Here is a 25879-nt window from a genome sequence, read left to right on the forward strand (position 1 = left end):
GGTGATGAGCTCGTGGGCCTTCGGGCTCCAGTTCGGCACGGAGCAGCTGGCACGTCTGCGAAAGATCGTCACGCTCCAGGAGCCGGTCGTGCTCCACGAGCTCGACTCGCCCGAGGCGCGCAGCCGGCTCGCCACCGCCGACGTCCTCCTCACCTCCTGGGGCGCACCGCCGCTGACGGCCGAGATCCTCAACGCCGCCCCGCGCCTGCGTGCCGTCCTGCACTGCGCCGGGAGCGTGCGCGCCATCGTCACGGGCGCCGTGCACGAGCGCGGCATCGCGGTGAGCACCGCGGCCGACGTCAACGCCGTCCCGGTCGCCGAGTACACCCTCGCCGCCATCATCATGGCTGGCAAGAAGGCGCCGTTCCTGGCCCGCCGCGCGGCATGGGCCGGTGGGGGCGACGACGGCGCCGACCTCGCGGCGGCGGACGGGCGGCGGGAGACCCACGGCCGGAGGGACCTGAGCAACCGAGGCCGGCGCATCGGCGTCGTGGGGTTCTCCCGCACCGGGCGGCGCGTCATGGAGATGCTCCGCATCCTCGAGACCGCCGAGATCCTCGTCGCCGACCCGTACGCGGACGCCGACGCCGTCGCCGCGCTCGGCGGACGACTGACCGCCCTGGACGAGGTGCTCAGGCGCTCGGAGATCCTCACGCTGCACGCCCCGGCGCTGCCCGAGACCCGGCACCTGATCGGCGCCGCCGAGCTGGCGATGCTGCCCGACGGCGCCACGCTCATCAACACCGCCCGCGGCGCACTCGTCGACCACGACGCGCTCGCCGCCGCCTGCGCCACGGGACGGATCGACGCCATCCTCGACGTCACCGAGCCCGAGCCGCTGCCCGCCGACTCGCCACTGCGCCGGATGGAGAACGTGATGATCACCCCGCACGTGGCCGGCTCGCTCGGCAGCGAGACCCGCCGGATGAGCGACCACGCCGTCGACGAGCTCGACCGCTGGCTGCGCGGCGAGCCGCTCCATGGCCTGCTGGACCCGACCGCCGCCGAGGTGAGCGCATGAGTACGCAGAGATCTACCGCCGTCGCCGGACCGGGTACCGGCGGCGCGACCGGGCGGCGCGCGGACTGGCTCGCCTTCGCAGACCACCTGCTCACCTCCCTCGAGCCGTACACTTCGCCCGGCGGAGCGCGGATCACCCCACCCGGTCCAGAGGGCGGCTACGGCCACGACATCGACGGCCTCGAAGGCTTCGCCCGGTCCTTCCTGCTGGCGGGGTTCCGGCTCGCCGGGGAACGTGGCGACGACCCGACGAACCTGGCCGAGCGGTACGCGCGAGGTCTCGCCGAAGGCACCGACCCGTCCTCACCCGAGCGGTGGGTCCGGATGAGCGAGCACGGCCAGGCCAAGGTCGAGGCTGCCTCCATCGCGCTCATCCTCGACATGACCCGCCCGTGGATCTGGGACAGGCTCGGCCCGCGCCAGCAGGAGCAGGTGGTCGACTACCTCGCCGAGTGCGTCGGCGACGACCGCTACCCGGTCAACAACTGGGTGTGGTTCCGCCTCGTCGTCCAGACCTTCCTCAAGTCCGTCGGCGGCCCGTACTCCCTCGACGACATGACCGCCGACCTCGCCACGCACGACTCCTTCGTGCGCGAGGGCGGCTGGCTCTCCGACGGCCGCGGCCGAAACTACGACCACTACGTCGGCTGGGCGCTGCACCTGTACCCCACCCTGTGGGCACGGATGGCCGGAGCCGCGGACCTCGCCGCACCGCGCGCCGCGACCGATCGTGCCCGGCTCGAAAAGTTCCTCACCGACGCCGTCCACCTCGTCGGTGCCGACGGCGGCCCGCTCATCCAGGGCCGCAGCCTGACCTACCGCTTCGCCGCCGCGGCTCCGTTCTGGGTCGGCGCCCTCGCCGAGGTCGACACCGTCCCGCTCGGCAAGCTCCGCCGCGCGGCGGGCTCCATCGTGGGCCACTTCATCGAGCACGGCGCCCCGGACGACCGCGGCCTCCTCACCCTCGGCTGGCACCACGAATGGCTCCGGATCGCGCAGTCCTACTCCGGGCCCGGCTCGCCCTACTGGGCCAGCAAGGGTCTGCTCGGCGTCGCGCTGCCCGCCGACCACCCGGTGTGGGCGGCCGAGGACGAGCCGCTGCCCGTCGAGGCGGGCGACTTCACGCACGTCCTGCGCTCCCCGGGTTGGCTGGTCTCCGGCAGCGGCGGCGTGGTCCGTGTCGTCAACCACGGCACCGATCACGACCTTCCGGGCTCCGACGCCGGCGACTCGCCCCTCTACGCCCGGCTCGGCTACTCCACGGCGACCGCCCCGCTGCTCGACGACGCCGCCTGGCGGGACCCGGTCGACAACGCCGTGGTGCTTCTCGACAGTGCCGGTCGGCGTACCCACCGCTGCGGCATGGAGCTGCTGACCGTCGGGATGGCCGACGGCGGTGCGTCCGGCGACGGCGGCGCACCTGCCGCTGTGGGTGCCTCGCGCTCGCGGGTCCGCTGGGTCACGCACGAGCCCGGCCGCCGGGCGCACGGGTCGGGCTTGCGCGGTCACGCGGAGCACGCCGGCACCGTCACGGTCGTCTCCGTCGTCCGCGGCGCCTGGGAGGTGCGGCTGCTGCACCTCGACGGCGTCGCGGAGTCGGTCACCGGCTGGGAGGCCGGCGGTTGGCCGCTGGCCGCGGAGGTGCCGCCGGCGGAGACGGTGGACGCGAGCCGTGCCGGTGCCACGGTGACGGACGGGAACCTGCGCTCCACCGTCGTCGGGCTCGGCGGGGCTGACACTACCCGGGTGAGCCGGCACGACGACGCCTCGCCCCTGAGTGACCGGGCGGCCGTTCCCGTGGTCGGCGGACCGGCGAGGCCGGGGGAGTGGCACGCCGTCGCCGTCGGGCTCGAGGCGGGCGACGCGGCCGCCGCATCGCCCGCCGTCGAGATCTCAGGCGGCCGGGCGAGCGTCAGGTGGCCGGACGGCGCCAGCACCAACGTGCCGCTGCCCGAGGTGCCCTGACCCGGTTCAGCAGTGCCGCGCGGCGCTGAGACACTGACGCCATGCCGATGCAGTTCCGGGACGACCCGGCCGGGGACCAGTTCTTCGCCCTGACGACGTACCGCAAGGACGGCTCTGGCGTGAGCGGCCCCATCTGGCTCGCGCCGGACAACGGGCACTGGTACGGGTACACGCCCGGCCACTCGTGGAAGGTGCGACGGCTGCGACGCGATCCTCGGGTCGAGATCGCCGCGTCGGACTTCCACGGCGAGCCGCGCGAACCCGCGCGCGCCGGCCGCGCCAGGATCCTCACCGGACGGGACCGGCGCCTGGCCATGCGCGCCCTGACCGCCAAGTACGGCATGCAGTTCCGGATCTTCCGCCTCGTCACGTTGCTGGGTCGGCCGCGGCGTCGCGGGGGGCCGCCCGTGGGGCTGGAGATCGCGCTGGACGCGTAGGGCACGCCTCCCGGCGCAGCCGATGCCGCAGCCCGCCGATCAAGCCGGGTCCGGGGTTGCTGCCGCGGTCAGAATGTCCCTCATCGCCTCGGCCGCCGGCGTGGGAGTGGCCGCCGTGAGGACCGAGACCCGCCTGACCACGGGCGGGTGGATGCGGCGCAGCTCGACGCCCGGCTCCATCTGTTCTGCCGCCAGCTGGGGCACCAGGGCAACCCCCATCCCGGCCGAGACCAGCCGGCTGACCGTGAGGTACCCGTCGCTCTCGAAGGAGACGCGCGGCCGGAAGCCGGCCTGGGCGCACAGCTCGTCCAGCTTCTCTCGACACATGGGGTCGGGCCCACCGTCCCGGATCCACGCGTCGCCGCGCAGCTCCGCGATGCTGACGCTGTCGCGGTGCTCCAAGGTGCTCGCACGCTCGGTCGGCACGGCGACGTGCAGCACGTCCTCGGTCAGCGGTCGCAGGTCCAGTCCGGGTGCCGGCAAGAGCGGCCCGGTGGCGAAGTCGAACACCACGGCGACGTCCAGCTGGCCGTTCCGGACGAGCTCGGCGCATGCTGAGGACTCGCGGACCTCCGTGCTCAGCCGGACATCGGGGTGTGCTCGCCGGAAGGCGACGACGGCGTCCGGGACCAGGCGGAAACCGGCACTGGGGAAGGCCGCCAGCCGCAACCGCCCGGCTCGCAGGTTGACCAGGTCGTCGAGCTCCTCCTCGGCTCGCCGCAGGCGCTCCAGCATGGCCTCGGCGTGCTCGGCGAGCCGCTGGCCGGCCTCGGTGAGGTGCACGCCGCGGGCGTGACGGACCACCAGCGCCGTGCCGGCCTGTCGCTCCAGAGCGGTGATCTGCTGCGACACCGCCGAAGGACTGAAGGACAGCTCCTCCGCGGCCTTCGTCATCGACCCGTGCTCGGCCACCGCCCGCAGGACGACGAGGCGGCCGAAGGCGAGCATGAAGTCCAACTTAACGGACCGGGCCTCAGTTGTCGCTGGTCTTACTAGACGGGAACGACGAGCGTGGCGCCCGTGGGTGCGAGGGCCGTCAGCGAGCGGATGGTGGGCCAGCTCGCGGCCGCTGCGGCACTGTTCCTCATCGGCACGTCGGCGCCCGCGGCGGCGCGGCTCGAGGACTACCCGCTGCTCGGTGGTCAGGCGCTCAGGTTCGTCGTCGCCGGCGCCGTCTTGCTCCTGTGGGTCCGCCGGCTGCCGGACGGCCCGGTCCGGCTGAGCCCCGGCACCATGGCGCGAACCGTCTTGCTCGCACTGGTGGGTATCGCCGGCTTCAACGTGCTGCTCGTGGCCGCGTCACACCGTGCCGATCCGGCCTTGGTGGGCATGATGCTGGGGGCCGCACCGCTGGCGCTGGCGGTGCTCGACCCCGTCCTGCGCCGCCGTCGGCCCGGGGCGTTCGTGGTGCTGGGATGTGCCCTCGTCACCGTCGGGACCGCGCTGGGGGCCGGCTTCGGAACGGCCACGGCGCTGGGTGTCGGCCTCGGGCTCGGCGCGCTCGTGTGCGAGGTCGCCTTCGCGCTGCTCGCCGTCCCGCTCATCGACCGGATCGGGACGGTGCGCACCACGGCGTACGCGGTGTCCGCGGCGGCGCTCCAGCTCGTCCTCGCCGCGCTGATCGTGGAGGGACCAGGCACCTACCTGCACGTGCCCACGCCGGACGAGCTGGCCGGCCTGGCCTACATGACGGTCGGGATCGCGGTGCTCGCCAACCTGCTCTGGTACGCGGCGCTGCCGAGGATCGGCGCCGATCACGCCGCCCTGTTCTACGCCTGCACCCCGGTGGGGGCGTTGCTGGCCGGCCTGCTGCTCGGCGAGAGCAGACCCACCACCGCCACGATGGTCGGTCTGTGCCTGGTGATCCTCGGGCTGCTCCTGGGTCTCGGGCTCGATCGCGCACAACGTCGACGGGCGCGCGTCTCGTCCGGCGACTGAGCTGTGCGCCGTCGCCTGCCGGCCTCATCGCCCGCGCGGCGGCGCGGTGCTCTGCCGGACCACCAGCGAGGTGGGCACCAGGTCCCGCCCGTGCTGGGTGTCCCGGCCGTGCAGCTGGCTGATGGCGGCCTCGACGCATCGGCGGCCCACCTCGGCGAAGTCCTGGTGGACGGTCGTCAGGGGAGGGGAGTAGGCCGACGTCTCCGGGATGTTGTCGAAGCCGACGACGCTGACCTCGTTCGGCACGTGCCTGCCGGCCTCGTGCAGGGCACGCAGCACGCCGAGCGCCATCTGGTCGTTCGCCACGAACACGGCCGTGCACCCCTCGTCCTGGGCGAGCCGCACCCCGGCCGCGTAGCCCGAGTCGGCCGACCAGTCGCCGTGCAGCGGCGCCGGGACCTCCCGGCCGTGGCGGCGCAGCGTCTCCCGCCAGGCCGACATCCGCCGCTGCGCCGCGTAGGACTCCTCGGCACCGGCGACGTGGTGCACCGTCCGGTGCCCGAGCTCCAGCAGGTGGTTGACCGCGCGGCCTGCCCCGTCCGCCTGGTCGGTGTCGACCACCGTGTAGCTGTTGTCGGCGTCGGAGTCGACCACCACGACGTGCGCGCTCGGTGGCAGCACCATGGAGGTCGAGTCAAGGAGGTGGACCTCCATGACCGCGATGACCGCGTCCACCGCCAGCTCACCCAGGCGGGTGAACGCTCCCTCGACCTGTCCGCGCGTGGGCGCGGCCACCGGAAGCAGCGTGATCGCGTACCCGGCCGCCGCCGAGGACGCGGCGATCGCCTCCAGCGTGCGCATGTTCCCGGTCGTCGACAGGTTGAACATGATGACGCCGATCGTGCGGAAGTCGCCCCGTTTGAGGGCGCGGGCCGCGCTGTTCGGCCGGTAGCCGAGCTCCTCCATCGCCGCGAGCACCCGGAGCCGCGTCGCCTCCACCACTTGCGGTGAGCCGTTGGCCACGCGCGAGACCGTCTGCGACGAGACGCCGGCCCGGCGCGCGATGTCCGCCATCGACGGCCGGCGCTGGCCGCCGTCGGCGCCGTTCTCGCCCGAGGTGACCGGGCCGTTCGAGGTTGACGTCGTGTTCGACATGGTGCAAGCATCCCACTCACCGTGTTTGCGCAAACATCACGGCTTGTGTCGGCCCGGCACCCTCGGCGAGGGAGTCGCAGACCAACGGCGGCGAGGTGCATGAGATGACGACGACGGCGATGCCGACGTCCACCACCGGCGCGCCCCGGCGGAGGGAACGCCGCAGGTGGTCGGGCTGGGCCTTCGTCGGTCCGTTCATGCTGGTGTTCGCGCTCGTCTTCCTCGCGCCGATCGCCTACTCGATCTACCTCAGCCTGTTCCAGAACCAGCTCGTGGGCGGCGTCTCGTTCGTCGGGCTCGAGAACTACCAGCAGGTGCTGAACGACGCGAAGTTCTGGGACGCGCTCGGCCGGGTCACGCTGTTCCTGCTCGTGCAGGTCCCGATCATGCTGTTCATCTCGATGCTGGTCGCGCTCGCGCTGGACAGCGGCCGGCTGTACGGGAAGTCGTTCTTCCGGATCTCGATCTTCATGCCGTACGCCGTGCCCGCCGTCGTGGCCACCCTCATGTGGGGCTTCATGTACGGCACTCGTTTCGGCCTCGTCGGCAACCTCAACGACGCGTTCGGGATCTCGCTGCCCAACCCGCTCAACGCGCAGCTGGTGCTCATCGCCATCGGCAACATCGTCACGTGGGAGTTCGTCGGCTACAACATGCTGATCTTCTACTCAGCGCTGCGCGTCATCCCGCGCAGCCTCTACGAGGCCGCCGCCATCGACGGCGCCGGTGAGCTGCGGGTCGTCACGGCCATCAAGCTCCCGGCCCTGCGCGGCGCCATGGTGATCGCGACGATCTTCTCCATCATCGGCAGCTTCCAGCTGTTCAACGAGCCGTCGATCCTGCAGCCGCTCGCGCCGAACACGATCACCTCCGCGTACACGCCGAACCTGTACGCGTACTCGCTGTCCTTCTCCGGCCAGCAGTACAACTACTCGGCCACCGTGGCGATCATCATGGGACTGGTCACGATGGCGGTCGCGTACGTCGTCCAGCTCCGCGGCATGCGGCGGGGGAGCTGAGATGAGCGTCGCCGGACCCCGCCTGCGCACCCCCGGCCCACGGCCGCGCCGCCGCCACAGCATCGACAACCCGCGCCGCAGCGTCCTGCTGACCGTGCTCACCGGGCTGGTGCTGCTCTACAGCCTCGTCCCCCTGGCCTGGCTGGCCATCAACGCGACCAAGGACGGCAGCGGCCTGCTCAACTCGTTCGGCCTCTGGTTCGCCGACGACTTCTCGCTCCTGGACAACGTCGTCGCCACACTCACCTACGACGACGGCGTCTTCCTGCGATGGCTGCTCAACACCGTCATGTACGTGGTGCTCGGCGCCGGCGGTGCCACCTTCCTCGCCCTGGTCGGCGGCTACGGCCTCGCGAAGTTCAACTTTCCCGGCAGGCGCGCCGTCTTCGCCGTCGTCATCGGTGCGGTCGCCGTACCCGGGACCGCGCTCGCCGTGCCGACCTTCCTCATGTTCGCCGAGATGGGGATCACCAACACGCCCTGGTCGGTGATCATCCCGTCGCTGATCTCGCCGTTCGGTCTGTACCTGATGTGGGTCTTCGCCACCGAGGCCGTGCCCGACGACCTCCTCGAGGCGGCGCGGATCGACGGCGCCAGCGAGTTCCGCACGTTCTTCTCCATCGCGCTGCCGCTGCTGGGGCCCGGCACCGTCACCGTGCTCCTCTTCACCATGGTCGCGACCTGGAACAACTACTTCCTGCCGCTGATCATGCTTCGCGACCCGTCTTGGTACCCACTGACCATCGGCCTGAACGCCTGGAACAACCAAGCGGCCACGGCGGGCGGCGAGGCGATCTTCAACCTCGTCATCACCGGATCGCTGCTGACGATCCTGCCGCTCGTCGCGGCCTTCCTGCTTCTCCAGCGCTACTGGCAGTCCGGCCTCGCCGCCGGCTCTGTCAAGGAATGACCCACGACGAATGACCCACGACCGACGGGCCGCCGCACCGGCGGGCCACGACCACACAAGGATGTGACACCACGATGAGGATCACTCAGCGTCGCGGCGCCCTGCAGGCCACCGCGCTTGCCGGCGCCGTCGCCGTCGCACTGGCCGCCTGCGGCTCGGACTCCGGCGACGGCGGAGGAGGCGGGGGCGGCGGCCAGTCTCCCGACGACGCCGCCGCGGAGGGCGGCTCCCTGACCGTCTGGGCGTGGGAGCCCACGCTCGAGTCGGTGGTCGCCGACTACGAGGAGGCCAACCCGGAGGTCGACATCGAGCTGGTCAACGCGGGCACCGGCAACGACCAGTACACCGCCCTGCAGAACGCCATCTCGGCCGGCTCCGGCGTGCCGGACGTCGCCCAGATCGAGTACTACGCGCTCAGCCAGTTCTCGCTCGCCGAGACCGTGACCGACCTGAGCGACCTCGGCGCCGCCGACCTGGAGGGCACCTTCACCCCCGGGCCGTGGAGCTCGGTGCAGTCCGGCGAAGGCATCTTCGGGCTGCCGATGGACTCCGGGCCGATGGCGCTCTTCTACAACAAGACCGTCTTCGACGAGCACAACATCGAGGTCCCGGAGACGTGGGACCAGTACGTCGAGGCGGCCCGCAAGCTCCAGGAGGCCGACCCGAACGCCTACATCACCAGCGACACCGGTGACGCCGGCACGACCACGAGCCTGATCTGGCAGGCCGGTGGGCAGCCGTACCAGGTGGACGGCACCACGATCGGCATCGACTTCACCGACGAGGGCTCCAGCCAGTACGCCGAGACGTGGAACACCCTCGTCGAGGAAGAGCTCGTCGCGCCGATCTCCGGCTGGACCGACGAGTGGTACCAGGGCCTCGCCGACGGCACCATCGCCACCCTCGCCGTCGGGGCATGGATGCCCGCCAACCTCGAGTCCGGCGTCGCGTCCGCCTCGGGTGACTGGCGCGTGGCCCCGTTGCCCCAGTGGGAGGAGGGCGCCAACGCCAGCGCGGAGAACGGTGGCAGCTCGCTCGCCGTCCCGGCCGCCAGCGAGAACGCCGCCCTGGCCTACGACTTCATCGCCTACGCCACCGCCGAGGAGGGCGTGCAGACCCGCCTGGACGAGGGCGCGTTCCCGGCGACCGTCGAGCACATGGAGTCCGAGGAGTTCCTCAACCGCGAGTTCGAGTACTTCGGCGGCCAGCAGGCGAACAAGATCTTCGCCGAGTCGGCCTCGAACGTGCTCGAGGGCTGGACCTACCTTCCGTTCCAGGTCTACGCGAACTCGATCTACAGCGACACCGTCGGCCAGGCGTACGTCAGCGACACCACGATCGCCGAGGGCCTGCAGGCGTGGCAGGAGGCGTCGATCGACTACGCCGAGGAGCAAGGGTTCACGGTCGAGTGACACCATGGCGGGCCGGGACACTCCCGGCCCGCCGGCCCTCGCCGATCGCCGAACCGACCGTCAAGGAGATGTCATGACCCGCCCGTACCGCTGGCTCCGCCTGCCCGAGGGCACAGCTCCGCGCATCGAGTTCGGTGCCGACTACAACCCGGACCAGTGGCCGCGGGAGGTCTGGGACGACGACGTCCGGCTCATGCGCGAGGCCGGCGTCACGACCGTCTCCCTCGCGATCTTCTCCTGGGCACAGATCCAGCCGACGGCGGACACCTGGGACTTCGCCTGGCTCGACGAGATCATGGACCTGCTGCACGCCAACGGCATCAGCGTCGACCTCGCCACCGCGACCGCCTCGCCGCCGGCCTGGCTGAGCACCGCCCACCCCGAGATCCTCCCCGTCACCGCCGAGGGAGCGACGCTGTGGCCCGGTGGCCGCCAGCACTGGCGCCCGACGTCACCCGTCTTCCGCGAGCACGCCCTCCGGCTGGTCACCGCGCTCGCCGAGCGCTACGCGGACCACCCGGCGCTGGTGGCCTGGCACGTCAACAACGAGCTCGGCTGCCATAACTTCTACGACTACTCGAACGATGCAGCCGACGCCTTCCGCACCTGGCTCGCCGAGCGCTACGGCACCGTCGAGGCACTCAACGCCGCGTGGGGGACCGCGTTCTGGTCGCAGCGATACTCGGCCTTCGAGGAGGTCTTGCCACCGCGGCTGGCCGCCTCCTTCCCCAACCCGACGCAGCAGCTGGACTTCCGGCGGTTCTCTTCCGACGCGCTCAAGGACTACCTGCGTGCCGAGCGGGACGTCCTCGACCGGATCACGCCCGACGTGCCGGTGACGACGAACTTCATGCTGTCCGGCTCCAAGAACATGGACTACACGGACTGGGCCGACGAGGTCGACTTCGTGGCCAACGACCACTACGTGCTGTCCTGGCTCGACCGGGAGCGGGACGAGCTGTCCTTCTCCGCGAACCTGACCGGCAACATCGCCCGCCGCCGGCCGTGGTTCCTCATGGAGCACTCCACGTCGGCGGTGAACTGGCAGCCGGTCAACGCACCGAAGAAGCCCGGCGAGATGGCCCGCGACTCCCTCGTCCACGTCGCGCACGGCGCCGACGCCGTCTGCTTCTTCCAGTGGCGCCAGTCCGCCGCCGGCGCCGAGAAGTTCCACTCCGCGATGGTTCCGCACGGCGGCGAGGACACTCGCCTCTTCCGCGACGTCGTCGCCCTCGGCCAGGACCTGCGTGCGCTGTCCGCCGTGGTCGGTGCCGACCGCGCCCAGGCGCCCGTGGCACTCCTCTTCGACTACGAGTCCTGGTGGGCCGTCGAGGCGGACTCCCATCCCACCAGCCTGCTGTCGTACCGCCAGGAGCTGCGCGCCTGGTACTCCGCGCTGCTGGACCTCGGCGTGCGGGTCGACGTCGTGCCCGCCTCGCACGCGGCGGACTCGGGCCTGGACGGGTACGCGATGGTGATCGCTCCCGTGCTTCACCTGGTCTCGCAGGATCGGGCCGAGCGGCTGCGTTCCTACGTCGAGGGCGGCGGTCACCTCGTCGCCACGTACCTGAGCGGGATCGTCGACGAGAACGACCACGCCTACCTCGGCGGCTACCCAGGGGCGCTGCGGGACCTGCTCGGCGTCCGCGTCGAGGAGTTCGCGCCGCTGGCAGCGGGGGAGACGGTCACCCTGGACGACGGGCCCACCGGCAGCGTGTGGTCCGATACCACCGGCACGCTGTGGTCCGAGCCCGTCGACGTCCTCGAGGCCGACGTGCTGCGCCGGTACGTCGGCGGTGAGCTCGACGGCGGAGCGGCCGTGACCCGCCGCACGGTCGGATCGGGATCGGCCGCCTACGTGTCCACGAGCCTCGGCGTGGACGGCCTGACCGCAGTCGTGCCCGAGCTGCTCGAGGCCGCCGGCGTCGCCAGCGAGCTGCCCGAGTCGCTGCGCGGCACGGTCGAGCTTGCCGTGCGCACCGACGGCGAGCGGGAGTTCGTCTTCCTCGTCAACCGCACGGCCGAGCCGGTCGACCTCACCGACCTGACCGACGTCCTCGGCACGGAGGTCGCCACGCTGGGCGGCGTCCGGGCCGGCGGTGACGACGACGACGGCGACGACTCGGCGGGCGAAGACGACCGAGGCAGCGAGCTCCCGCCCCGTGCGGTCCGGGTGCTGCAGCGTCCTGCCGAGGGGTGAGGCTCGAGGGCTGACGCCCGAACCTCCCGGCGGGCCACCAGCGCGAGCGGTGTGCCCTCAGGCCCTCGTCGAGACCGTGCGGCGTCGTGCCGAGTACATGTCGCGTGCGAAGCGGGGCGTCGCCGCTCCTCGCCGGCTGAGACGCTGGGCGCGCTCGGTCCTCGTTGTGGTGTCCTGGGCCGTCGAGGAGGTGCAGCAGAGCGATGGCCGGGCGAACGGGGACGGGCGTCCCGCAGCACGGTCCGGTCCTGCTCGCGACCGTCTTCCTCATCACGACCTCCCTGCGCCCCGCCATCACGACGGTCGGACCGGTGCTGCCGCAGGTCGGCGCCGACCTTCGCCTCGGGGAGGCCGCGCTCGGGGCGCTCGGTGCGCTGCCCCTGCTCGCCTTCGCGGCCTCCGCGCCCCTCGTCCACCACGCCGTCCGGCGTGCGGGTCCGGAGCGCGCGGTCCTGCTCGCCCTGCTGGCCCTGGCGGCGGCGCTCGTCGTCCGGTCGTACACCGGCACAGCCGGGCTGTGGTTCGGGACGGCGGTGATCGGCTGCGCCATCGCCGTCGGCAACGTCGTGGTCCCCACCCTGATCAAACGGGACTACCCGCGCCGGGTCGCCCGCGCGACGAGCGTCTACTCGGCCTGCATCGCCGGCTCCGCCGCGGTGGCCAGCGCCGTCGCCGTCCCGATCTCGCAGGTCGCCGGCTGGCGGGGCGCGCTCGCCATCTGGGCGGTGCCGACGATCCTCGTGGCCGCCATCTGGTCACTGCGCGCCAAGGAGGAGCAAAACCCGCACCCGGACGCACAGCTGCTGCCCACGACCCGCCGGATCACGGTCTGGCGGCAGCCCGACGCCTGGTTGGTCACCGCCTTCATGGGCCTGCAGTCAACCTGCTTCTACGTCGTCGTCACCTGGTTGCCGACGATCGAGGTCGCCTCCGGGGTCGGTCCCGCGGTCGCAGGCTTGCACCTGTTCGCCTACCAGATGGCCGGCATCCTCGCCGGGCTCGCCATTCCCAACCTGCTGCATCGCACCGCCGACGAACGTGTGGCGGCGGTGGGGGCCTCCGGCATGCTCCTGGTCGGCCTGAGCGGCATCCTGCTGATGCCCTCGGCGATGCTGCCGTGGGTGCTGGTGGCGGGGGTGGGATCGGGCTCCTCCCTCGTGATGGCGCTCTCCCTCATCAGCCTGCGCGGGCGTGACCCGGACGAGACCACGCGGCTGTCCGGCATGGCCCAGTCGCTCGGCTACCTGCTGGCCGCGGGCGGCCCGATCGCCGCCGGGGTGCTCGCCGAGCGCACGGGCGGGTGGCAGGCGCCGATGGTCATGCTCGTGGCGCTGGCGGCGGCTCTGGTCCTGGTGGCCGTACCTGCCGGGAGGGACCGGCGCTCGGCAGACGGATGAGAGTTCGCCGCGACGTTCCGTCATCGCCGGGATGTCCCGACGACGACCGCCCGCTGACGACCCGAGCGGCATGACCGCGGAGGGCGTCGCCTACTGCGGTGCCGGCCGTGGCGGCGAGCCGGTGCTGCCGGAGACCGTCATGGGCGTGACGGAGATCGGCGCCACGACCGAGCTGCCGGTCGAGTGGGACGCGGTGGACCCGGCGCTCACGGGCTCGCCCGGTGTGGCCACGTCCGGTGGTACCGCGACCCTGCCCCCTGAGGCGTTACGTCCGGATCACGGCGACTGTCTGCCGGTAGAGCCGCTCGAGATCCTCGCGCCCACCGCTCGCCACCCAGGCCTGGGTGGCGGTCTCGAGGCAGGCCAGCGCGGCGGCCACGATGGCGTTGGCGGCGAGCTCGGCGTTCGGTTCCTGACGCAGGCGCTCGACCAGCACGGGGGCGAGGTCGCGCTGCCAGCGCTGGTGCTTGGCCGCGTGCGCGGCCCGCAGAGACGGCGTCTCGACGACGAGACGCGAGACGAGGAGATCGTGCTCGGTCGGAACCGGAGCGTCACCCATGGACGTGCGGAACGACTCCTCGAGGGCCGTCCACGGATTCTCGTCGGCGGGACGCTCGCGCAATGCCTCGGCGATCTTCGCGCCGCGTTCCATCAGGTCACCCAGGAGGATGTCCTCCTTCGTCCCGAAGTATCGGAAGAAGGAACGCCGGGAGACGCCCGCCTCCTCGACGATCTGCCCGATCGTCGTCGCCTCGAAGCCCTGCTCGGCGAAGAGGCGCATCGCCGTCTCGACCACCTCGGAACGCACGCCGGCACGCGCCCGCTCCCAGAGGGGAGGGTTCTTGGCGCTCGACGGACGGGAGGGCATGGCACGAGCCTATCGCCCGTGCCTTCCCGTGCCGACCTGGCACAAGGTGCCAGGAAGACGTACAGTGCCAGCAAGCCTTCGGGCCGACAGGTTCTTCGTTCCGACAGGACGGCAACATCATGGCGGCAGTCGATTACCGCGGACAGACCACTCTCGTGACGGGAGCGAGCGCCGGCATCGGCATCGAGCTCGCCGACGTGCTCGCCGAACGAGGTTCGGACCTCGTGCTCGTGGCCCGCCGGCGTGAGCGGCTCGAGGAGATTGAGAGGCAGATCACGGCGCGCCACGGGACCGCGGTGCACGTGGTGCCGCTCGACCTGGCCGAGCCCGCACCGGGCGCACGCATCGTGGAGGCGATCGGCGGAGACAAGATCACCAGCGTCGTCAACAACGCCGGCTTCGGCACGTTCGGGCCGTTCCACGAGGAGGATCCCGAGCGGCTGCGTGAGGAGATCGCCGTCGACGTCAGCGCCGTCGTCGACATCAGCCGCACCTTCATCGGCCAGCTGCGCAAGTCGGGACAGGGTGTCCTCGTCAACGTCGCCAGCATGGTGGCGTACCAGCCGGCCCCGAACATGGCGGTCTACGGGGCAGCGAAGACGTTCGTACTGAACTTCACCGAGGCCCTCTGGCACGAGTCGCAGGGCACGGGCCTCAAGGTCATGGCGGTCTCCCCGGGGGCGACGCAGACGGAGTTCTTCGACGTCGTGGGGAACCCGGCCGCCTCCGGCGGTGCGCGGTTGCGGAGCCCTCGAGAGGTCGCGGAGACGACCCTCTCGGCGCTGGACCGACGCACCCCGCCGCCGAGCATCGCGGTCGGGCGGGGCAACCGGCTCGCGGCGGCCTTGGCGCCGCGCCTGCTCTCGAGCCGGCAGCGCGGGCGCCTGATACGGCGCCTGACGACCCGAGCGGCGTGATCGCGGACGGTGCCGCTACTCGGCGCCTTCCGGGTACCGCACCTCGATGCGTGCGGCGTCGAGATCGAGGGCATTCCGGAGGTAGCCGGTGAGGGTGGCCTTCGGGATCAGGCAGTCGTCTCCGCCGTCGGGCGTGACCGTGACGACCGCGTGGTCACCGGTGCGCTCGACCTCCATCCGGAAGCCGTCGGCCGCGAAGCCGTCCTGCAGCCGCTGCAGCAGCAGTTCGTCCATGCCGGGCACCTCCGGTCTCCAGTCTGGGGCAGGTCCCGACGGTGCGCGCTTCAGCGGAAGCGCCGACGAGTGCGTCACCGCCGTCCACCGTCGCACGGCGCTGGTGCGGGAGGCGTCGGTCAGGCGCCGAGATACGGCGCGAGCTCGGCCTCCAGAGCCCGCTTCGGCTTGGCACCCCTGATCTCGTGGACCACCTCGCCGCCCTGGAAGACCTTCATCGCCGGCAGCGCCGTGACCATGTACGACGCGGCCAGCCCGGTGTTCTCCTCGACGTTGACCTTCACGACGTCGAGCGTGCCCGGGTGGTCGGCCGCCAGCTGGTCGAGGATCGGGCTGAGGGACTTGCACGGCCCGCACCAGTCGGCCCAGAAGTCGACGAGGACGGGCCTGTCGTTCTGCAGCACCTCCTGATCGAAGGTGCTCTCGTCAACGGAACGTGCGCTCATGGGGTACTCCTCGTAGTGGCCGCCGCGACGGCGACGGCGGGTTCGGGTGCGGCAGGTTCACGGGCAGCGAGATAGCTCTCGGCGTCGAGCGCCGCCGCGGCACCCGAGCCGGCCGCGGTGACGGCCTGCCGGTAGTGGGGGTCGACGACGTCGCCGGCGGCGAACACGCCCTCGATCGACGTCCCGGACGAGCGGCCCTTCACCGCGATGGTCCCATCGACGGTGAGCTCGAGCTGGCCGTGCACCAGGTGGGTGCGCGGGTCGTGGCCGATGGCGACGAACACGCCGTCGAGCTCGAGGTCGCGCTCCGCACCGGTGACGGTGTCCCGCAACGTCACTCCGGTGACCGCCGTCGTGCCGTGGATGCCCGCCACATCGGCGTTCCAGAGGAAGTCGATCTTCTCGTTGTCGAAGGCGCGCTGCTGCATGATCTTCGACGCGCGCAGCGTCTCGCGGCGGTGGATGACGTAGACCTTCTCGGCGAACCGGGTCAGGAAGGTCGCCTCCTCCATCGCCGAGTCGCCCCCGCCGACGACGGCGATCGTCTTGCCGCGGAAGAAGAACCCGTCGCAGGTGGCGCACCAGGAGATCCCGCGGCCGGACAGCGCCTGCTCCTCCGGCAGCCCGAGTTTCCGGTACGCCGAACCCGTCGCGTAGACGAGCGTCGCGGTGTCGTACTCGGTGCCGTCCGCCAGCGAGACCCGCTTGACCGGTCCGTCCAGGTCCACGGCGACGACGTCCTCGTAGACCACCTCGGTGCCGAAGCGCTCGGCCTGCGCCTGCAGCTTCGCCATCAGCTCCGGACCGGTGATGCCCTCGGGGAAACCGGGGTAGTTCTCGACCTCCGTGGTGTTCATGAGCTCGCCGCCGACCTCGACGGAGCTGGCCACGAGCACCGGGTGCAGGGCCGCGCGGGCCGCGTAGATCGCGGCCGTCCAGGCGGCAGGGCCGGACCCGATGATGACGATGTCGTGCACGTCCTGCTCCTCCCGGTGCGAGTGTCTTGGAGACCCATTGCTAGCACCGCACCGGTCACCGGACACGGTCGGTTTCCACCGGGCGAAAGTTGGCGCGGACGCGGGCCGTGCGGTGGACGAGAGTGGCTCCGCCGGCGCGATGCGGCAATTTTCCGTGACGCGGAAGCGGCGAGGCGAGCACCGCGGCCGACGCCACATAGTTGGCCTCGCGATCATTGGAGGAAATCATGGCCGGTGGAATCATCGACCCGACTGGCGGGAGCCGGGAGAGCGTCACGACCGCGCGCAGCGACGCGCCGCGGCCGGACAGCCTCGACGGCCTCCGCGTCGGCCTGCTCGAGAACGGCAAGCGGAACGCGGCGCAGATCCTGGACGCCGTAGGAGAGGTGCTCGTGCGCGAGCACGGCGCCGGCGTGCTGGTGCGCCGGCTCAAGAAGCAGTTCGCGATGCCGCTGCCCGACGAGCTGCTCGAAGACCTGGTGAACGAGTGCGACGTCGTCGTCCTCGGTGTCGGTGACTGCGGCTCGTGCAGCGCCTCGGCCGTCGCCGACGGCATCGCCCTGGAGACCGCCGGCACCCCTTCGGCGGTCATCTGCACGGAGGCCTTCGAAGCGACCTCCACGGCGATGGCCGAGCTCAAGGGGGACCCGGGCTATCCGTTCCTGCTGACCGGGCACCCCGTCGCGAACCTCACCGACGAGCAGATCGTCGAGCGCGCTCGTGAGCTGGCGGGCCGGGTGGCGGACCGCCTCGCGGGGGCGCGCGCCAGGACCGGTGTGGTCGCGTGAGCACCGACTCGACCACCGCGAGGTCCACCGGCTCGGGCGCGACCGCGCCCGAGCTCGACCCGGTCAACGCGACCCGGGTCACCGAGCACCTCTTCGAGCAGGGCTGGTCCGACGGGCTGCCGCTGGTGCCAGCCACGCCGGAGAGCGTCGCGGCCTTTCTCGACCACACCAGCCGCGACGAGGACGAGATCGTCGCGCGGCTGCCCCAGCTCGGCCGCACCGCCACCGTCCGCGACGTCGCCACCCACGCCGTCATGGCGGGCTGCCGGCCCGAGTACCTGCCCGTGGTGCTCGCCGCCTGGGACGCGCTCTCGGCCGAGCGGTCAGCGCTCGGCGGCGGCTGGCAGAGCACCAGCGGACCCGCGCCGCTCGTCGTCGTCAACGGCCCGATCCGTGCGGAGCTGGGCATCAACTCCACCGGCGGGGTCCTCGGTCCCGGCTTCCGCGCGAACGCCACCATCCCGCGTGCGATCGGCCTGACGGTGCGCAACAGCTTCGGCATCGTCCCCCACGCCCTCGAGCAGGCCACCCAGGGACTGCCCGGGCGCTGGACCATGGGCCTGGGCGAGGACGAGGAGCACAGCCCCTGGGAGCCGCTCTCGGTCGACGGCGGGATGGCGCCCGGCGAGAACACCGTCTCCGTGATGCTGGTGCGCACCTGCGAGTTCGTCGACAACCGGCACTTCCACGACCCGCACCAGGTGCTGCTGGACTTCGCCGACACCATCCAGCGGGCCGGCTCGTGGATCTTCCGGCACTCCGCCGTCGGCATCGTCATGAACCCCGACCACGCCCGCGTGCTCGCCGAGGCCGGCATGAGCAAGCAGGACGTGCGCGAGTGGCTGGTCGAGCGTGCCGGCCGCACCGAGGCCGAGCTGGCGCGGGTGGGCAAGAGCCTCAACCATCTGCCGGCCGGCCCCTTCGAGCCCGACCACGTCCACCCCGTCTTCGCGGACGCCTCACCGGCGAGCCTGCCCATCGTCGTCGCGGGGTCGCCCAACGCCGCCATGTCTATGGTGGTCCGAGTCTTCTCGACCTGGTCAGGACAGTCCTTCCCGATACGTTGAACGCCATAGCACCCGGCAACGAAGCCCACGAGGAGCGCAATGACAACCGAAGTGACCTGGGAACCCCAGCTGGAGGACTCGCTCGCGGCCGCCGGCCCACCCTGGCTGGAGGGCAAGGTGGCCCTCGTCGCCGGTGGCGGCCTGAGCGGTCCGCTGGGCAACGTCGGCTTCGCCATGGCGTGGCTCTACGCCCGCAGCGGGGCCAAGGTCGCCGTGCTCGACCGCGACCGGACCGCGGCCGAACGCACCATCGACGCCATCCACGCGGCCGGCGGCGAGGCCCAGCACTTCGACCTCGACATCACCGACGACGCCTCCACGGCAGCGGCGGTGCAGGCCGCGCACGATCACTTCGGGCAGATCGACGTCGTGGCCACCTCCATCGGCGGCGGGGGCGCGCGCAGCGTCTTCGACATCTCCGAGGAGGACTGGGACGCCGCCATGGACCTCAACTGCAAGTCGGCCTGGCTCCTCATGCGCCACGCGGAGAAGCACATGACCCGCGGCGGCGCGATCGTGACCGTCTCCTCCAGTGCCGCGGAGGGACGCGGGCCGTCCATGCCGTACACGGTCGCCAAGACCGCGCTCGAGAAGCTCACCGTTGGCGTGGCCAGCACGCTCGCGCCGCGCGGGATCCGCGCGAACTGCATCCGCGTCGGGATGATCTGGGGTGCCTTCGCCGCCCGCGGCATGAACGAGGAGCAGCGCGAGCTGCGCCGCCAGAACGTCGCCATGCAGGTCGAGGGCAACGCGTGGGACATCGCCTCCGCCGCGTTCTTCCTCTCCACCGAGCAGGCCCGCTGGATCTCCGGGCAGGTCCTCGCCGTCGACGGCGGCGGTTTCGCCATCCCCCGGAACACCGGCGCCGCCGGCTCGCAGCAGAAGTGAGGTCCCGATGACGATCCAAGACGCACCCGAGACGATGCACGGCATCACCGACAAGGTCTTCGACTCGGCGGCCGGGGCCGTCGCCGACATCCCCGACGGCGCGTCCGTCGCCATCTCCGGCTTCGGCATCTCGCACCGGTTCCCCTCGAGCCTGCTCGAGGCGCTGGCTGACCAGGGCGCCAAGGCGCTGACCGTCTACTGCAACGGACTGGGCTCGCAGGGCGCCCCGACGGCGCAGCTGCTGGCCGAGAACGAGCAGATCTCCCACCTGGTGGCGAGCTTCTCCTCCCGGCCCGGCCCGCCCACCCTGGCCGAGGAACAGATCGTCGCGGGCAAGCTCGACTTCGAGGTGGTGCCGCAGGGGATCCTGGTCGAGCGGATGCGCGCCGGCGGCGCCGGCCTCGCCGCCTTCTACACCACCGTCGGCGTCGGCACGGCCGTCGCCGAGGGCAAGGAGGTCCGCGACTTCGACGGCGTGCCGCACATCCTCGAGCGTGCCATCACCACCGACTACGCGATCCTGCGCGGGTACCGCGCCGACCGGTACGGCAACGTGCAGTTCCGGGGAGGCTCACGCAACTTCAACGACTCGTTCGCCAAGGCCGCTCGGACCGCGATCATCGAGGTCGAGGAGATCCTCGAGGTGGGCGACCTCCGGCCCGAGGACATCGACCTGCCCGGCGTCTTCGTCTCCCGGGTGGTGCGGACCACCACCCGGGTGGACGTCACCCAGCTGCCTCAACGGGCCAACCGCGCGGCCGACTCTCGCCGCGAGTACGAGGGCAAGCCGGCCCTGTCCCGCCAGGAGATCGGGCGCCGCGCGGCAGCGCTGATGCCCGACGGCGCGGTGGCCAACCTCGGCGCCGGGCTGCCCAACCAGGCGGTGAACTACCTGGAGGGGCGTGCCGTGACGCTGCACGCGGAGAACGGCATCCTGGGCTACGGCCGGTTCGTCGACCTCGACGAGGCCGACCCCGACTTCCACGACGCCGGCGGCAACTTCATCGGCGTGCTGCCCGGGGTGAGCTTCTTCGACTCGGTGACGTCCTTCGAGATCGCCCGCGGGGGCCGCCTCGACTTCGTCGTCCTCGGGGCCTACCAGGTGGGCGGCAACGGCGACCTGGCCAACTGGGCGCACCCCGGCCGGCCGGGCGGCGGCATCGGCGGGGCCATGGACCTCGCCGTCGGCGCGCAGTCCGTCATCGTGACCATGGAGCACGTCGACTCGAAGGGCCGGCCCAAGCTGGTCGAGCAGTGCGACTACCCGATCACCGCCGCCGCGTGCACCGACATCATCGTCACCGACCTGGCCCTGCTGCGGCGCGGCGAGAACGGGTTCGTGATCGAGGAGATCGCCGCCGGGTTCACCGTCGACGAGGTTCTTGCCCGCACCGCGATGGCGGTCGATGTGCTCGGCCCCCCGCGCATCATGCAGGAGCAGTGGTGATGACGATGGCGCTGAACGAGGACATCGTCGCGATCGACGTCCACACCCACGTGCTCGCCTCGGTGAGCCAGGTCTCGGGGGAGGACGAGGTCGAGCACTCCGAGGCCATGGCGAAGTACTTCAAGACCGACATGGTGCGTCCCACCGTGCACGATCTGGCCACCACCTACCGCGAGCTGAACATGATGTGCGTGGCGTTCACGGTGGACACGAGCTGGGCGACCGGCGAGGAGCCGGCCGTCAGCAACGACGAGCTGTGCGACCTGGCCGCCGAGCACCCCGACGTGATCATCCCGTTCGGGACCGTGGACCCGCACGGCGGCCGCCGCGCGGCCCGCGAGGTCCGCCGCCTCGCCGAGCGGGGCGTGCGCGGCTTCAAGTTCCACCCGTCCAGCCAGCAGTTCTACGCCAACGACCGCGACGTCTACCCGATCTACGAAGCCATCGAGGAGACCTCGACGATCGCGCTGTTCCACAGCGGGCACACCGGTGCGGGCGCGGGCCGGCCGGGCGGCGGCGGGATCCGGCTCAAGTACGCCAACCCCATGTACGCCGACGACGTCGCGGTCGACTTCCCGGAGCTGCGGATCATCCTGGCGCACCCGTCCTTCCCGTGGCAGGACGAGGCGCTGTCGGTGGCGCTGCACAAGCCGTACGTCTACATCGACCTGTCCGGATGGTCGCCCAAGTACTTCCCGCCGAACCTCGTGCAGTACGCCCGCACGCTGCTGAAGCGGAAGATGCTGTTCGGGACCGACTACCCGGTGATCACGCCGGAACGGTGGATGAAGGACTTCGAACGTCTGGGCTACGACGAGGACGTCACGCGCCTGATCATGCGGGACAACGCGGCCGCCCTGCTCGGGCTGGAGGCGTAGCGGCAGGGGGTCGTGAAGCAGCGAAATCATCCAGGCTTCCGCGCGGTGAAAGGCCGTCCCGGCTGCGGCCGCGCGCGGCTATCGTGAGGTGACACGACCGCGACGCCGCACGAGGGCGACGTCGCATCGCAATGTTCGAGGATGAACTGCCGAATGTCAGAACGGACGGACGATGTCACCCCGTCGGGCGGAAAGCGCACGGCCGCCGCGCGCGTGCTCGCGCTGCTCGGCGCCTTCTCCCGCGGCGGCGGCTCGCTGACCCTCTCGGAGATCAGCCGGTACGCCGACCTCACGCTGACGACGACGCACCGCCTCGTCAAGGAGGTGCTCGAGTGGGGCGGCCTGGAGCTCGACGACACCGGCCACTACCGGCTGAGCAGCAAGATCCTCGATCTCGCCTCCTCCTCGACGCAGGCGCTGCAGCTGCGCGAGACCGCGCTGCCGCACCTGGTTGAGCTGCACCGACGGACCGGCCTGACCGTGCACCTGTCGGTGCGCGACGGTGACAACGTCATGTACCTCGAGGCGCTGCGGGCCCACCCGAACTACAGCGGCGAGAACCGGATCGGCGGCCGCCTGCCCCTGCACGTGACCGCCACCGGGCTCGTCCTGCTCGCCTTCTCCGACGAGGAGGTGCTGGAGGGCTACCTCAGCGAGCCGCTGAAGCGCTACACGTCGGAGACGATCACCGACCCCGCCGCATTGCGCGCCTACCTGCGGAACGTGCGCAAGAACGGGTCCTCGATCGCCTCGAAGTTCGTCGTCATGGAGGCCGGGTCCGTCGGCGCGCCGGTCAAGGGCCTCGACGGCACGGTGGAGACCGCCGTCGGGATGGTGTACCTGACCAAGGACTACGACCCGTGCCGACTCGTGGACCAGGTACGGGCGACGGCCAACCGCATCTCGCACAGCCTGCGCGAGCGCAAGACGAACCTGGACCCGCGGACCATCGACTTCAACCGGCGCCACGCCGGCCTCATCTGAGCCCGGCTCGCCGCCGTCCCGGGCCGCGCGACAGCGGCCCCACGACCCGACCCGGCGACGGCGCAGCCCGACCCGACGACGGACGCTTCCGTGGCACGGAAGGGCCGTTGATGTGGCTACCGCACCGGACGAGCATGGCGAGCAATCACAGCAACGAAGCCAGCAACGAAGCGCCAGCAGGACGCCACCACAGGGACGTGGTCCGGCTCGCCAGTCGAGCCGCCCCCGCGTATCTCGAAGGAGAGATCAGAGTCTTTCGAGGGATCAGAGTCTTTCGTCCTAATCACCAGCGGGAGTAAGGGGACACATGAGCACGACCGCCAGCACCACCACCTCACCGTCGACGACGGGCCGGGGTCTGCAGGGCATCACCACCCGAGCGGTCGTGTGCCGCGCACCCGGACAGCCGTGGGAGCTCACCGAGCTCGAGCTCGACCCGCCCAAGGCCAACGAGGTGCGGATCAAGTTCCACTCCGCCGGTCTCTGCCACTCCGACGACCACATCCAGAAGGGTGACGCCCCGATGCGCATGCCCGTCGTCGGGGGGCACGAGGGCGCCGGTGTCATCGACGCGATCGGTGACGGCGTCACCCGCGTCAAGGTCGGCGACCACGTCGTCTGCTCCTTCATCCCCGCCTGCGGGAAGTGTCGCTACTGCTCCACGGCCCGCCAGAACCTCTGCGACGAGGGCAAGAACGCCGGCACCGGGATCTTCCCGGACGGCACCTTCCGGTTCCACTCCGGCGGCGACGACTTCGGCGGACTGTGCGTGCTCGGCACGTTCTCCCAGTACTCCGTGGTCTCCGAGTACTCCGTCATCCCCATCCCCGACGACATCCCCTTCGACGTCGCCTCGCTCGTCGGGTGCGGCGTTCCCACCGGCTGGGGCTCCGCCGTCAACGCCGCCGGTGTGCGCGCCGGCCAGACCGTCGTGATCTTCGGCGCCGGCGGTGTCGGCAGCAACGCCGTCCAGGGTGCGGCCTTCGCCGGTGCCCAGCGGGTGATCGTCGTCGACCCGGTCGAGTTCAAGCGCGACATGGCCAAGGTCTTCGGCGCCACGCATACCTTCGCCACGGCGAAGGAGGCCACCGAGTTCGTCGTCGAGTCGACCTGGGGTGAGCTGGCCGACCACGCCATCATCACCGTCGGCGTGCTCCACGACGAGGTCATCCACGACGCGCTCAACGTGGTCGGCAAGACCGGCACCGTCACGGTCACCGCCGTCGGCAACGGCTGGATCAACGAGAACCCGGGCATGCTGATCGGCTTCCAGCGCCGCATCCAGGGCACCATCTTCGGAGCCTCCAACCCCCTGTACGACGTGCCGCGGCTCCTGAGCCTGTACCGCACCGGTCACCTCAAGCTCGACGAGCTCATCACGAACAAGTACACGCTCGAGACCGTCAACGAGGGCTACCAGGACATGTTGGACGGCAAGAACATCCGCGGCGTCGTCACCATCGAGCACTGAGACACGGAGGAGACCCCACATGGCCATCGCGTCAGACCACCAGACCCAGACCGTCGACATCCCGCTCGCCCTGGACGGCGTCCAGCTGATCGGCGGGGAGTGGGTCGCGGCCCGGTCCGGGCAGACCATCGACGTCATCAACCCGGCGAACCGTGAGCTGCTCGCCCGCATCCCGCGCAGCGACGCCGAGGACGTCGAGCTCGCCGTCCGGGCCGCCGAGCAGGCCTTCCCGGCCTGGCGCGACCTCGACGCCACGAGCCGGGCCAACCTGCTCTTCCGGTGGGCCGACCTCGTCGACCAGCACGGCAGCGACCTCGACCAGCTCGAGCGGCAGGAGGTCGGCCGACCGAGCTGGGGCCCGCCCCGGATGGGCAGCCAGCTGCGCTTCACCGCCGGCCAGGCCGACAAGGTTCAGGGCCTGTCCCTGCCGACCCACTCGCCGGACCAACTCGGCTTCACCCTCCGCGAGCCGTACGGCGTCGTCGGCGCGATCATCCCGTGGAACGCCCCCGGCCCGATGTTCGTCAACGAGGTGGCCCCGGCCATCGCCGCCGGCAACTGCATGGTCATCAAGCCGGCCGAGGACGCCCCGCTCACCCCGCTCGCCCTGGCCAAGCTGGCGCTCGAGGCCGGCATCCCGCCCGGCGTCATCAATGTCGTCACCGGCTACGGCGCCGAGGCCGGCTCGGCGATCCCGGAGCACCCGCGCATCCGCCGCGTCGGTTTCACCGGCTCGCCCGCCACCGGCCGGCTCGTGATGGAGGCGTGCTCGCGCAACCTCACGCCGCTGCACCTCGAGCTGGGGGGCAAGTCGCCACAGGTGGTCTTCCCCGACGCGGACCTCGACGTGGCCGTGCCCGCCATGACCGCGGGCATCACCTTGAACACCGGGCAGATCTGCGCCGCCGGGTCCCGCGTGGTCGTGCACCGCAGCATCCACGCGGAGCTGGTGGACCGGCTCGCCAAGCAGATGCAGCAGGTCAAGGTCGGGCCGTGGCACAGGGACGTCAACATGGGGCCCCTGATCAACGCGAAGCAGCACGAGCGGGTGCTCGGCTACATCGAGCTCGGCAGGGACGCCGGCGCCGAGGTCGTCACCGGCGGTGGCGTGCCGCAGGGCGCCGACTTCGGCAACGGCTTCTTCGTCGAGCCGACGCTGTTCAACAACGTCTCCCCGGACATGCGGATCGCGCAGGAGGAGATCTTCGGGCCGGTCCTGTCGATCATCCCGGTCGACGACGAGGACGAGGCCGTCGAGGTCGCCAACGGCACCGACTACGGCCTGGTCGCCTCCGTGTGGACCCAGGACCTCGGCACCGCCGTGCGGATGAGCCGCCGCCTGCAGGCCGGCCAGGTCGGCGTCAACAGCCCGCTCGGCGCCGGCGTCATCGGCGGCCCGTTCGGCGGCTACAAGAACAGCGGCTTCGGCCGCACCATGGGCGCCGACTCGGTGCTCGACTGGACCCAGGTCAAGACGGTGTCGATGCGCGGCGCCACCGTCCCACCTCAGCGCTGAGAAGG

At 71.4% G+C, this 25879-nt stretch carries 24 protein-coding genes; 18 read left to right on the top strand and 6 right to left on the bottom strand.

Annotated features, from left to right (window positions below; translation table 11 throughout):
* Window positions 1–4: 4 nt before the first annotated feature.
* From ABD907_RS01120 to ABD907_RS01130, 3 genes are read left to right on the top strand one after another with little or no spacing between them, the layout of a single operon-like run.
* The gene (locus ABD907_RS01120) at window positions 5–1021 is read left to right on the top strand and encodes a hydroxyacid dehydrogenase (RefSeq protein WP_486334036.1); all 1017 of its coding nucleotides are present in this window, start codon (window positions 5–7) and stop codon (window positions 1019–1021) included.
* Window positions 1018–2985 carry a DUF2264 domain-containing protein gene (locus ABD907_RS01125; protein ID WP_345214648.1) on the top strand — a complete coding sequence of 656 codons (1968 nt, stop codon included), beginning with the start codon at window positions 1018–1020 and terminating at the stop codon, window positions 2983–2985. Before ABD907_RS01120 ends, ABD907_RS01125 begins: the two co-directional genes overlap by 4 nt.
* A gap of 41 nt (window positions 2986–3026) precedes the next feature.
* Window positions 3027–3422, top strand: a complete 396-nt coding sequence (locus ABD907_RS01130) for a PPOX class F420-dependent oxidoreductase (RefSeq protein WP_345214649.1) — start codon at window positions 3027–3029, stop codon at window positions 3420–3422.
* Between the two features lie 39 nt (window positions 3423–3461).
* Here ABD907_RS01130 and ABD907_RS01135 read toward each other — a convergent pair whose 3' ends face one another.
* On the bottom strand, window positions 3462–4370 hold the full coding sequence (locus ABD907_RS01135; protein ID WP_345214650.1) for a LysR family transcriptional regulator: 909 nt from the start codon (window positions 4368–4370) through the stop codon (window positions 3462–3464).
* A gap of 72 nt (window positions 4371–4442) precedes the next feature.
* Between ABD907_RS01135 and ABD907_RS01140 the strand changes: the two genes are divergently transcribed.
* Window positions 4443–5360, top strand: a complete 918-nt coding sequence (locus ABD907_RS01140; protein WP_345214651.1) for a DMT family transporter — start codon at window positions 4443–4445, stop codon at window positions 5358–5360.
* A 24-nt stretch (window positions 5361–5384) separates the two neighbouring features.
* On the opposite strand, the gene ABD907_RS01145 is transcribed toward ABD907_RS01140, so the two are convergent.
* Window positions 5385–6374 carry a LacI family DNA-binding transcriptional regulator gene (locus ABD907_RS01145; RefSeq protein WP_486334037.1) on the bottom strand — a complete coding sequence of 330 codons (990 nt, stop codon included), beginning with the start codon at window positions 6372–6374 and terminating at the stop codon, window positions 5385–5387.
* 185 nt (window positions 6375–6559) lie between these two features.
* On the opposite strand from ABD907_RS01145, the gene ABD907_RS01150 reads away from it, so the two are divergent.
* The 5 genes from ABD907_RS01150 (at window position 6560) to ABD907_RS01170 (ending at window position 13393) form a co-directional block, all read left to right on the top strand.
* The gene (locus tag ABD907_RS01150; protein ID WP_345214653.1) at window positions 6560–7474 is read left to right on the top strand and encodes a carbohydrate ABC transporter permease; all 915 of its coding nucleotides are present in this window, start codon (window positions 6560–6562) and stop codon (window positions 7472–7474) included.
* Window position 7475: 1 nt separating this feature from the next.
* Window positions 7476–8384 carry a carbohydrate ABC transporter permease gene (locus ABD907_RS01155; RefSeq protein ID WP_345214654.1) on the top strand — a complete coding sequence of 303 codons (909 nt, stop codon included), beginning with the start codon at window positions 7476–7478 and terminating at the stop codon, window positions 8382–8384.
* Window positions 8385–8458: 74 nt separating this feature from the next.
* On the top strand, window positions 8459–9796 hold the full coding sequence (locus ABD907_RS01160) for an ABC transporter substrate-binding protein (protein WP_345214655.1): 1338 nt from the start codon (window positions 8459–8461) through the stop codon (window positions 9794–9796).
* Window positions 9797–9869: 73 nt separating this feature from the next.
* A complete protein-coding gene (locus ABD907_RS01165; RefSeq protein WP_345214656.1) occupies window positions 9870–11996 on the top strand; it encodes a beta-galactosidase in 2127 nt (708 codons plus the stop codon).
* Between the two features lie 203 nt (window positions 11997–12199).
* Window positions 12200–13393, top strand: coding sequence for an MFS transporter (locus tag ABD907_RS01170; protein ID WP_345214657.1), 1194 nt, complete (start codon window positions 12200–12202; stop codon window positions 13391–13393).
* 265 nt (window positions 13394–13658) lie between these two features.
* Here the strand turns inward: ABD907_RS01170 and ABD907_RS01175 are convergent, their stop codons facing one another.
* The gene (locus ABD907_RS01175; RefSeq protein WP_345214658.1) at window positions 13659–14261 is read right to left on the bottom strand and encodes a TetR/AcrR family transcriptional regulator; all 603 of its coding nucleotides are present in this window, start codon (window positions 14259–14261) and stop codon (window positions 13659–13661) included.
* Window positions 14262–14380: 119 nt separating this feature from the next.
* Here ABD907_RS01175 and ABD907_RS01180 point away from each other — a divergent pair, with 119 nt between their 5' ends.
* Complete coding sequence (locus tag ABD907_RS01180) at window positions 14381–15178, top strand: SDR family NAD(P)-dependent oxidoreductase (protein ID WP_345214659.1); 798 nt, start codon at window positions 14381–14383, stop codon at window positions 15176–15178.
* A gap of 15 nt (window positions 15179–15193) precedes the next feature.
* On the opposite strand, the gene ABD907_RS01185 is transcribed toward ABD907_RS01180, so the two are convergent.
* The 3 genes from ABD907_RS01185 to trxB all read right to left on the bottom strand — a co-directional run bounded on the left by ABD907_RS01185 (window position 15194) and on the right by trxB (window position 16835).
* Window positions 15194–15412 carry a hypothetical protein gene (locus ABD907_RS01185; RefSeq protein ID WP_345214660.1) on the bottom strand — a complete coding sequence of 73 codons (219 nt, stop codon included), beginning with the start codon at window positions 15410–15412 and terminating at the stop codon, window positions 15194–15196.
* A 119-nt stretch (window positions 15413–15531) separates the two neighbouring features.
* Window positions 15532–15858: a thioredoxin gene (trxA, locus tag ABD907_RS01190; protein ID WP_345214661.1), complete on the bottom strand. Its 327-nt coding sequence runs from the start codon at window positions 15856–15858 to the stop codon at window positions 15532–15534.
* Window positions 15855–16835, bottom strand: coding sequence for a thioredoxin-disulfide reductase (gene trxB, locus ABD907_RS01195; protein ID WP_345214662.1), 981 nt, complete (start codon window positions 16833–16835; stop codon window positions 15855–15857). Before trxB ends, trxA begins: the two co-directional genes overlap by 4 nt.
* 227 nt (window positions 16836–17062) lie before the next feature.
* Between trxB and ABD907_RS01200 the strand changes: the two genes are divergently transcribed.
* The 8 genes from ABD907_RS01200 to ABD907_RS01235 all read left to right on the top strand — a co-directional run bounded on the left by ABD907_RS01200 (window position 17063) and on the right by ABD907_RS01235 (window position 25874).
* Window positions 17063–17623: a UGSC family (seleno)protein gene (locus ABD907_RS01200; RefSeq protein WP_345214663.1), complete on the top strand. Its 561-nt coding sequence runs from the start codon at window positions 17063–17065 to the stop codon at window positions 17621–17623.
* The gene (locus tag ABD907_RS01205) at window positions 17620–18690 is read left to right on the top strand and encodes a hypothetical protein (protein ID WP_345214664.1); all 1071 of its coding nucleotides are present in this window, start codon (window positions 17620–17622) and stop codon (window positions 18688–18690) included. Before ABD907_RS01200 ends, ABD907_RS01205 begins: the two co-directional genes overlap by 4 nt.
* A 39-nt stretch (window positions 18691–18729) precedes the next feature.
* Complete coding sequence (locus ABD907_RS01210) at window positions 18730–19578, top strand: SDR family NAD(P)-dependent oxidoreductase (RefSeq protein ID WP_345214665.1); 849 nt, start codon at window positions 18730–18732, stop codon at window positions 19576–19578.
* 7 nt (window positions 19579–19585) lie between these two features.
* The gene (locus ABD907_RS01215; RefSeq protein WP_345214666.1) at window positions 19586–21025 is read left to right on the top strand and encodes a 3-oxoacid CoA-transferase; all 1440 of its coding nucleotides are present in this window, start codon (window positions 19586–19588) and stop codon (window positions 21023–21025) included.
* Window positions 21025–21903, top strand: a complete 879-nt coding sequence (locus ABD907_RS01220; RefSeq protein ID WP_345214667.1) for an amidohydrolase family protein — start codon at window positions 21025–21027, stop codon at window positions 21901–21903. Before ABD907_RS01215 ends, ABD907_RS01220 begins: the two co-directional genes overlap by 1 nt.
* Window positions 21904–22056: 153 nt before the next feature.
* A complete protein-coding gene (locus tag ABD907_RS01225; protein WP_345214668.1) occupies window positions 22057–22887 on the top strand; it encodes an IclR family transcriptional regulator in 831 nt (276 codons plus the stop codon).
* A 307-nt stretch (window positions 22888–23194) separates the two neighbouring features.
* Complete coding sequence (locus ABD907_RS01230) at window positions 23195–24358, top strand: NDMA-dependent alcohol dehydrogenase (RefSeq protein ID WP_345214669.1); 1164 nt, start codon at window positions 23195–23197, stop codon at window positions 24356–24358.
* Window positions 24359–24377: 19 nt separating this feature from the next.
* Window positions 24378–25874 (top strand): aldehyde dehydrogenase family protein, encoded by a 1497-nt coding sequence (locus ABD907_RS01235; RefSeq protein WP_345214670.1) that lies wholly within the window; start codon window positions 24378–24380, stop codon window positions 25872–25874.
* Window positions 25875–25879: the final 5 nt, after the last annotated feature.

The sequence above is a fragment of the Georgenia halophila genome (assembly GCF_039541595.1).

What these genes read in the sequence shown, in the direction of transcription:
- ABD907_RS01225 (WP_345214668.1), top strand. Translation starts at nt 22,057, where the DNA reads ATGTCAGAACGGACGGACGATGTCACCCCGTCGGGCGGAAAGCGCACG.
- ABD907_RS01155 (WP_345214654.1), top strand. Translation starts at nt 7,476, where the DNA reads ATGAGCGTCGCCGGACCCCGCCTGCGCACCCCCGGCCCACGGCCGCGC.
- ABD907_RS01210 (WP_345214665.1), top strand. Translation starts at nt 18,730, where the DNA reads ATGACAACCGAAGTGACCTGGGAACCCCAGCTGGAGGACTCGCTCGCG.
- trxA (WP_345214661.1), bottom strand. Translation starts at nt 15,858, where the DNA reads ATGAGCGCACGTTCCGTTGACGAGAGCACCTTCGATCAGGAGGTGCTG.
- ABD907_RS01145 (WP_486334037.1), bottom strand. Translation starts at nt 6,374, where the DNA reads ATGGCGGACATCGCGCGCCGGGCCGGCGTCTCGTCGCAGACGGTCTCG.
- ABD907_RS01120 (WP_486334036.1), top strand. Translation starts at nt 5, where the DNA reads ATGAGCTCGTGGGCCTTCGGGCTCCAGTTCGGCACGGAGCAGCTGGCA.
- ABD907_RS01170 (WP_345214657.1), top strand. Translation starts at nt 12,200, where the DNA reads ATGGCCGGGCGAACGGGGACGGGCGTCCCGCAGCACGGTCCGGTCCTG.
- ABD907_RS01125 (WP_345214648.1), top strand. Translation starts at nt 1,018, where the DNA reads ATGAGTACGCAGAGATCTACCGCCGTCGCCGGACCGGGTACCGGCGGC.
- ABD907_RS01130 (WP_345214649.1), top strand. Translation starts at nt 3,027, where the DNA reads ATGCCGATGCAGTTCCGGGACGACCCGGCCGGGGACCAGTTCTTCGCC.
- ABD907_RS01165 (WP_345214656.1), top strand. Translation starts at nt 9,870, where the DNA reads ATGACCCGCCCGTACCGCTGGCTCCGCCTGCCCGAGGGCACAGCTCCG.
- ABD907_RS01235 (WP_345214670.1), top strand. Translation starts at nt 24,378, where the DNA reads ATGGCCATCGCGTCAGACCACCAGACCCAGACCGTCGACATCCCGCTC.
- ABD907_RS01160 (WP_345214655.1), top strand. Translation starts at nt 8,459, where the DNA reads ATGAGGATCACTCAGCGTCGCGGCGCCCTGCAGGCCACCGCGCTTGCC.
- ABD907_RS01135 (WP_345214650.1), bottom strand. Translation starts at nt 4,370, where the DNA reads ATGCTCGCCTTCGGCCGCCTCGTCGTCCTGCGGGCGGTGGCCGAGCAC.
- ABD907_RS01175 (WP_345214658.1), bottom strand. Translation starts at nt 14,261, where the DNA reads ATGCCCTCCCGTCCGTCGAGCGCCAAGAACCCTCCCCTCTGGGAGCGG.
- ABD907_RS01200 (WP_345214663.1), top strand. Translation starts at nt 17,063, where the DNA reads ATGGCCGGTGGAATCATCGACCCGACTGGCGGGAGCCGGGAGAGCGTC.
- ABD907_RS01230 (WP_345214669.1), top strand. Translation starts at nt 23,195, where the DNA reads ATGAGCACGACCGCCAGCACCACCACCTCACCGTCGACGACGGGCCGG.
- ABD907_RS01185 (WP_345214660.1), bottom strand. Translation starts at nt 15,412, where the DNA reads ATGGACGAACTGCTGCTGCAGCGGCTGCAGGACGGCTTCGCGGCCGAC.
- ABD907_RS01215 (WP_345214666.1), top strand. Translation starts at nt 19,586, where the DNA reads ATGACGATCCAAGACGCACCCGAGACGATGCACGGCATCACCGACAAG.
- ABD907_RS01220 (WP_345214667.1), top strand. Translation starts at nt 21,025, where the DNA reads ATGACGATGGCGCTGAACGAGGACATCGTCGCGATCGACGTCCACACC.
- ABD907_RS01150 (WP_345214653.1), top strand. Translation starts at nt 6,560, where the DNA reads ATGACGACGACGGCGATGCCGACGTCCACCACCGGCGCGCCCCGGCGG.
- ABD907_RS01180 (WP_345214659.1), top strand. Translation starts at nt 14,381, where the DNA reads ATGGCGGCAGTCGATTACCGCGGACAGACCACTCTCGTGACGGGAGCG.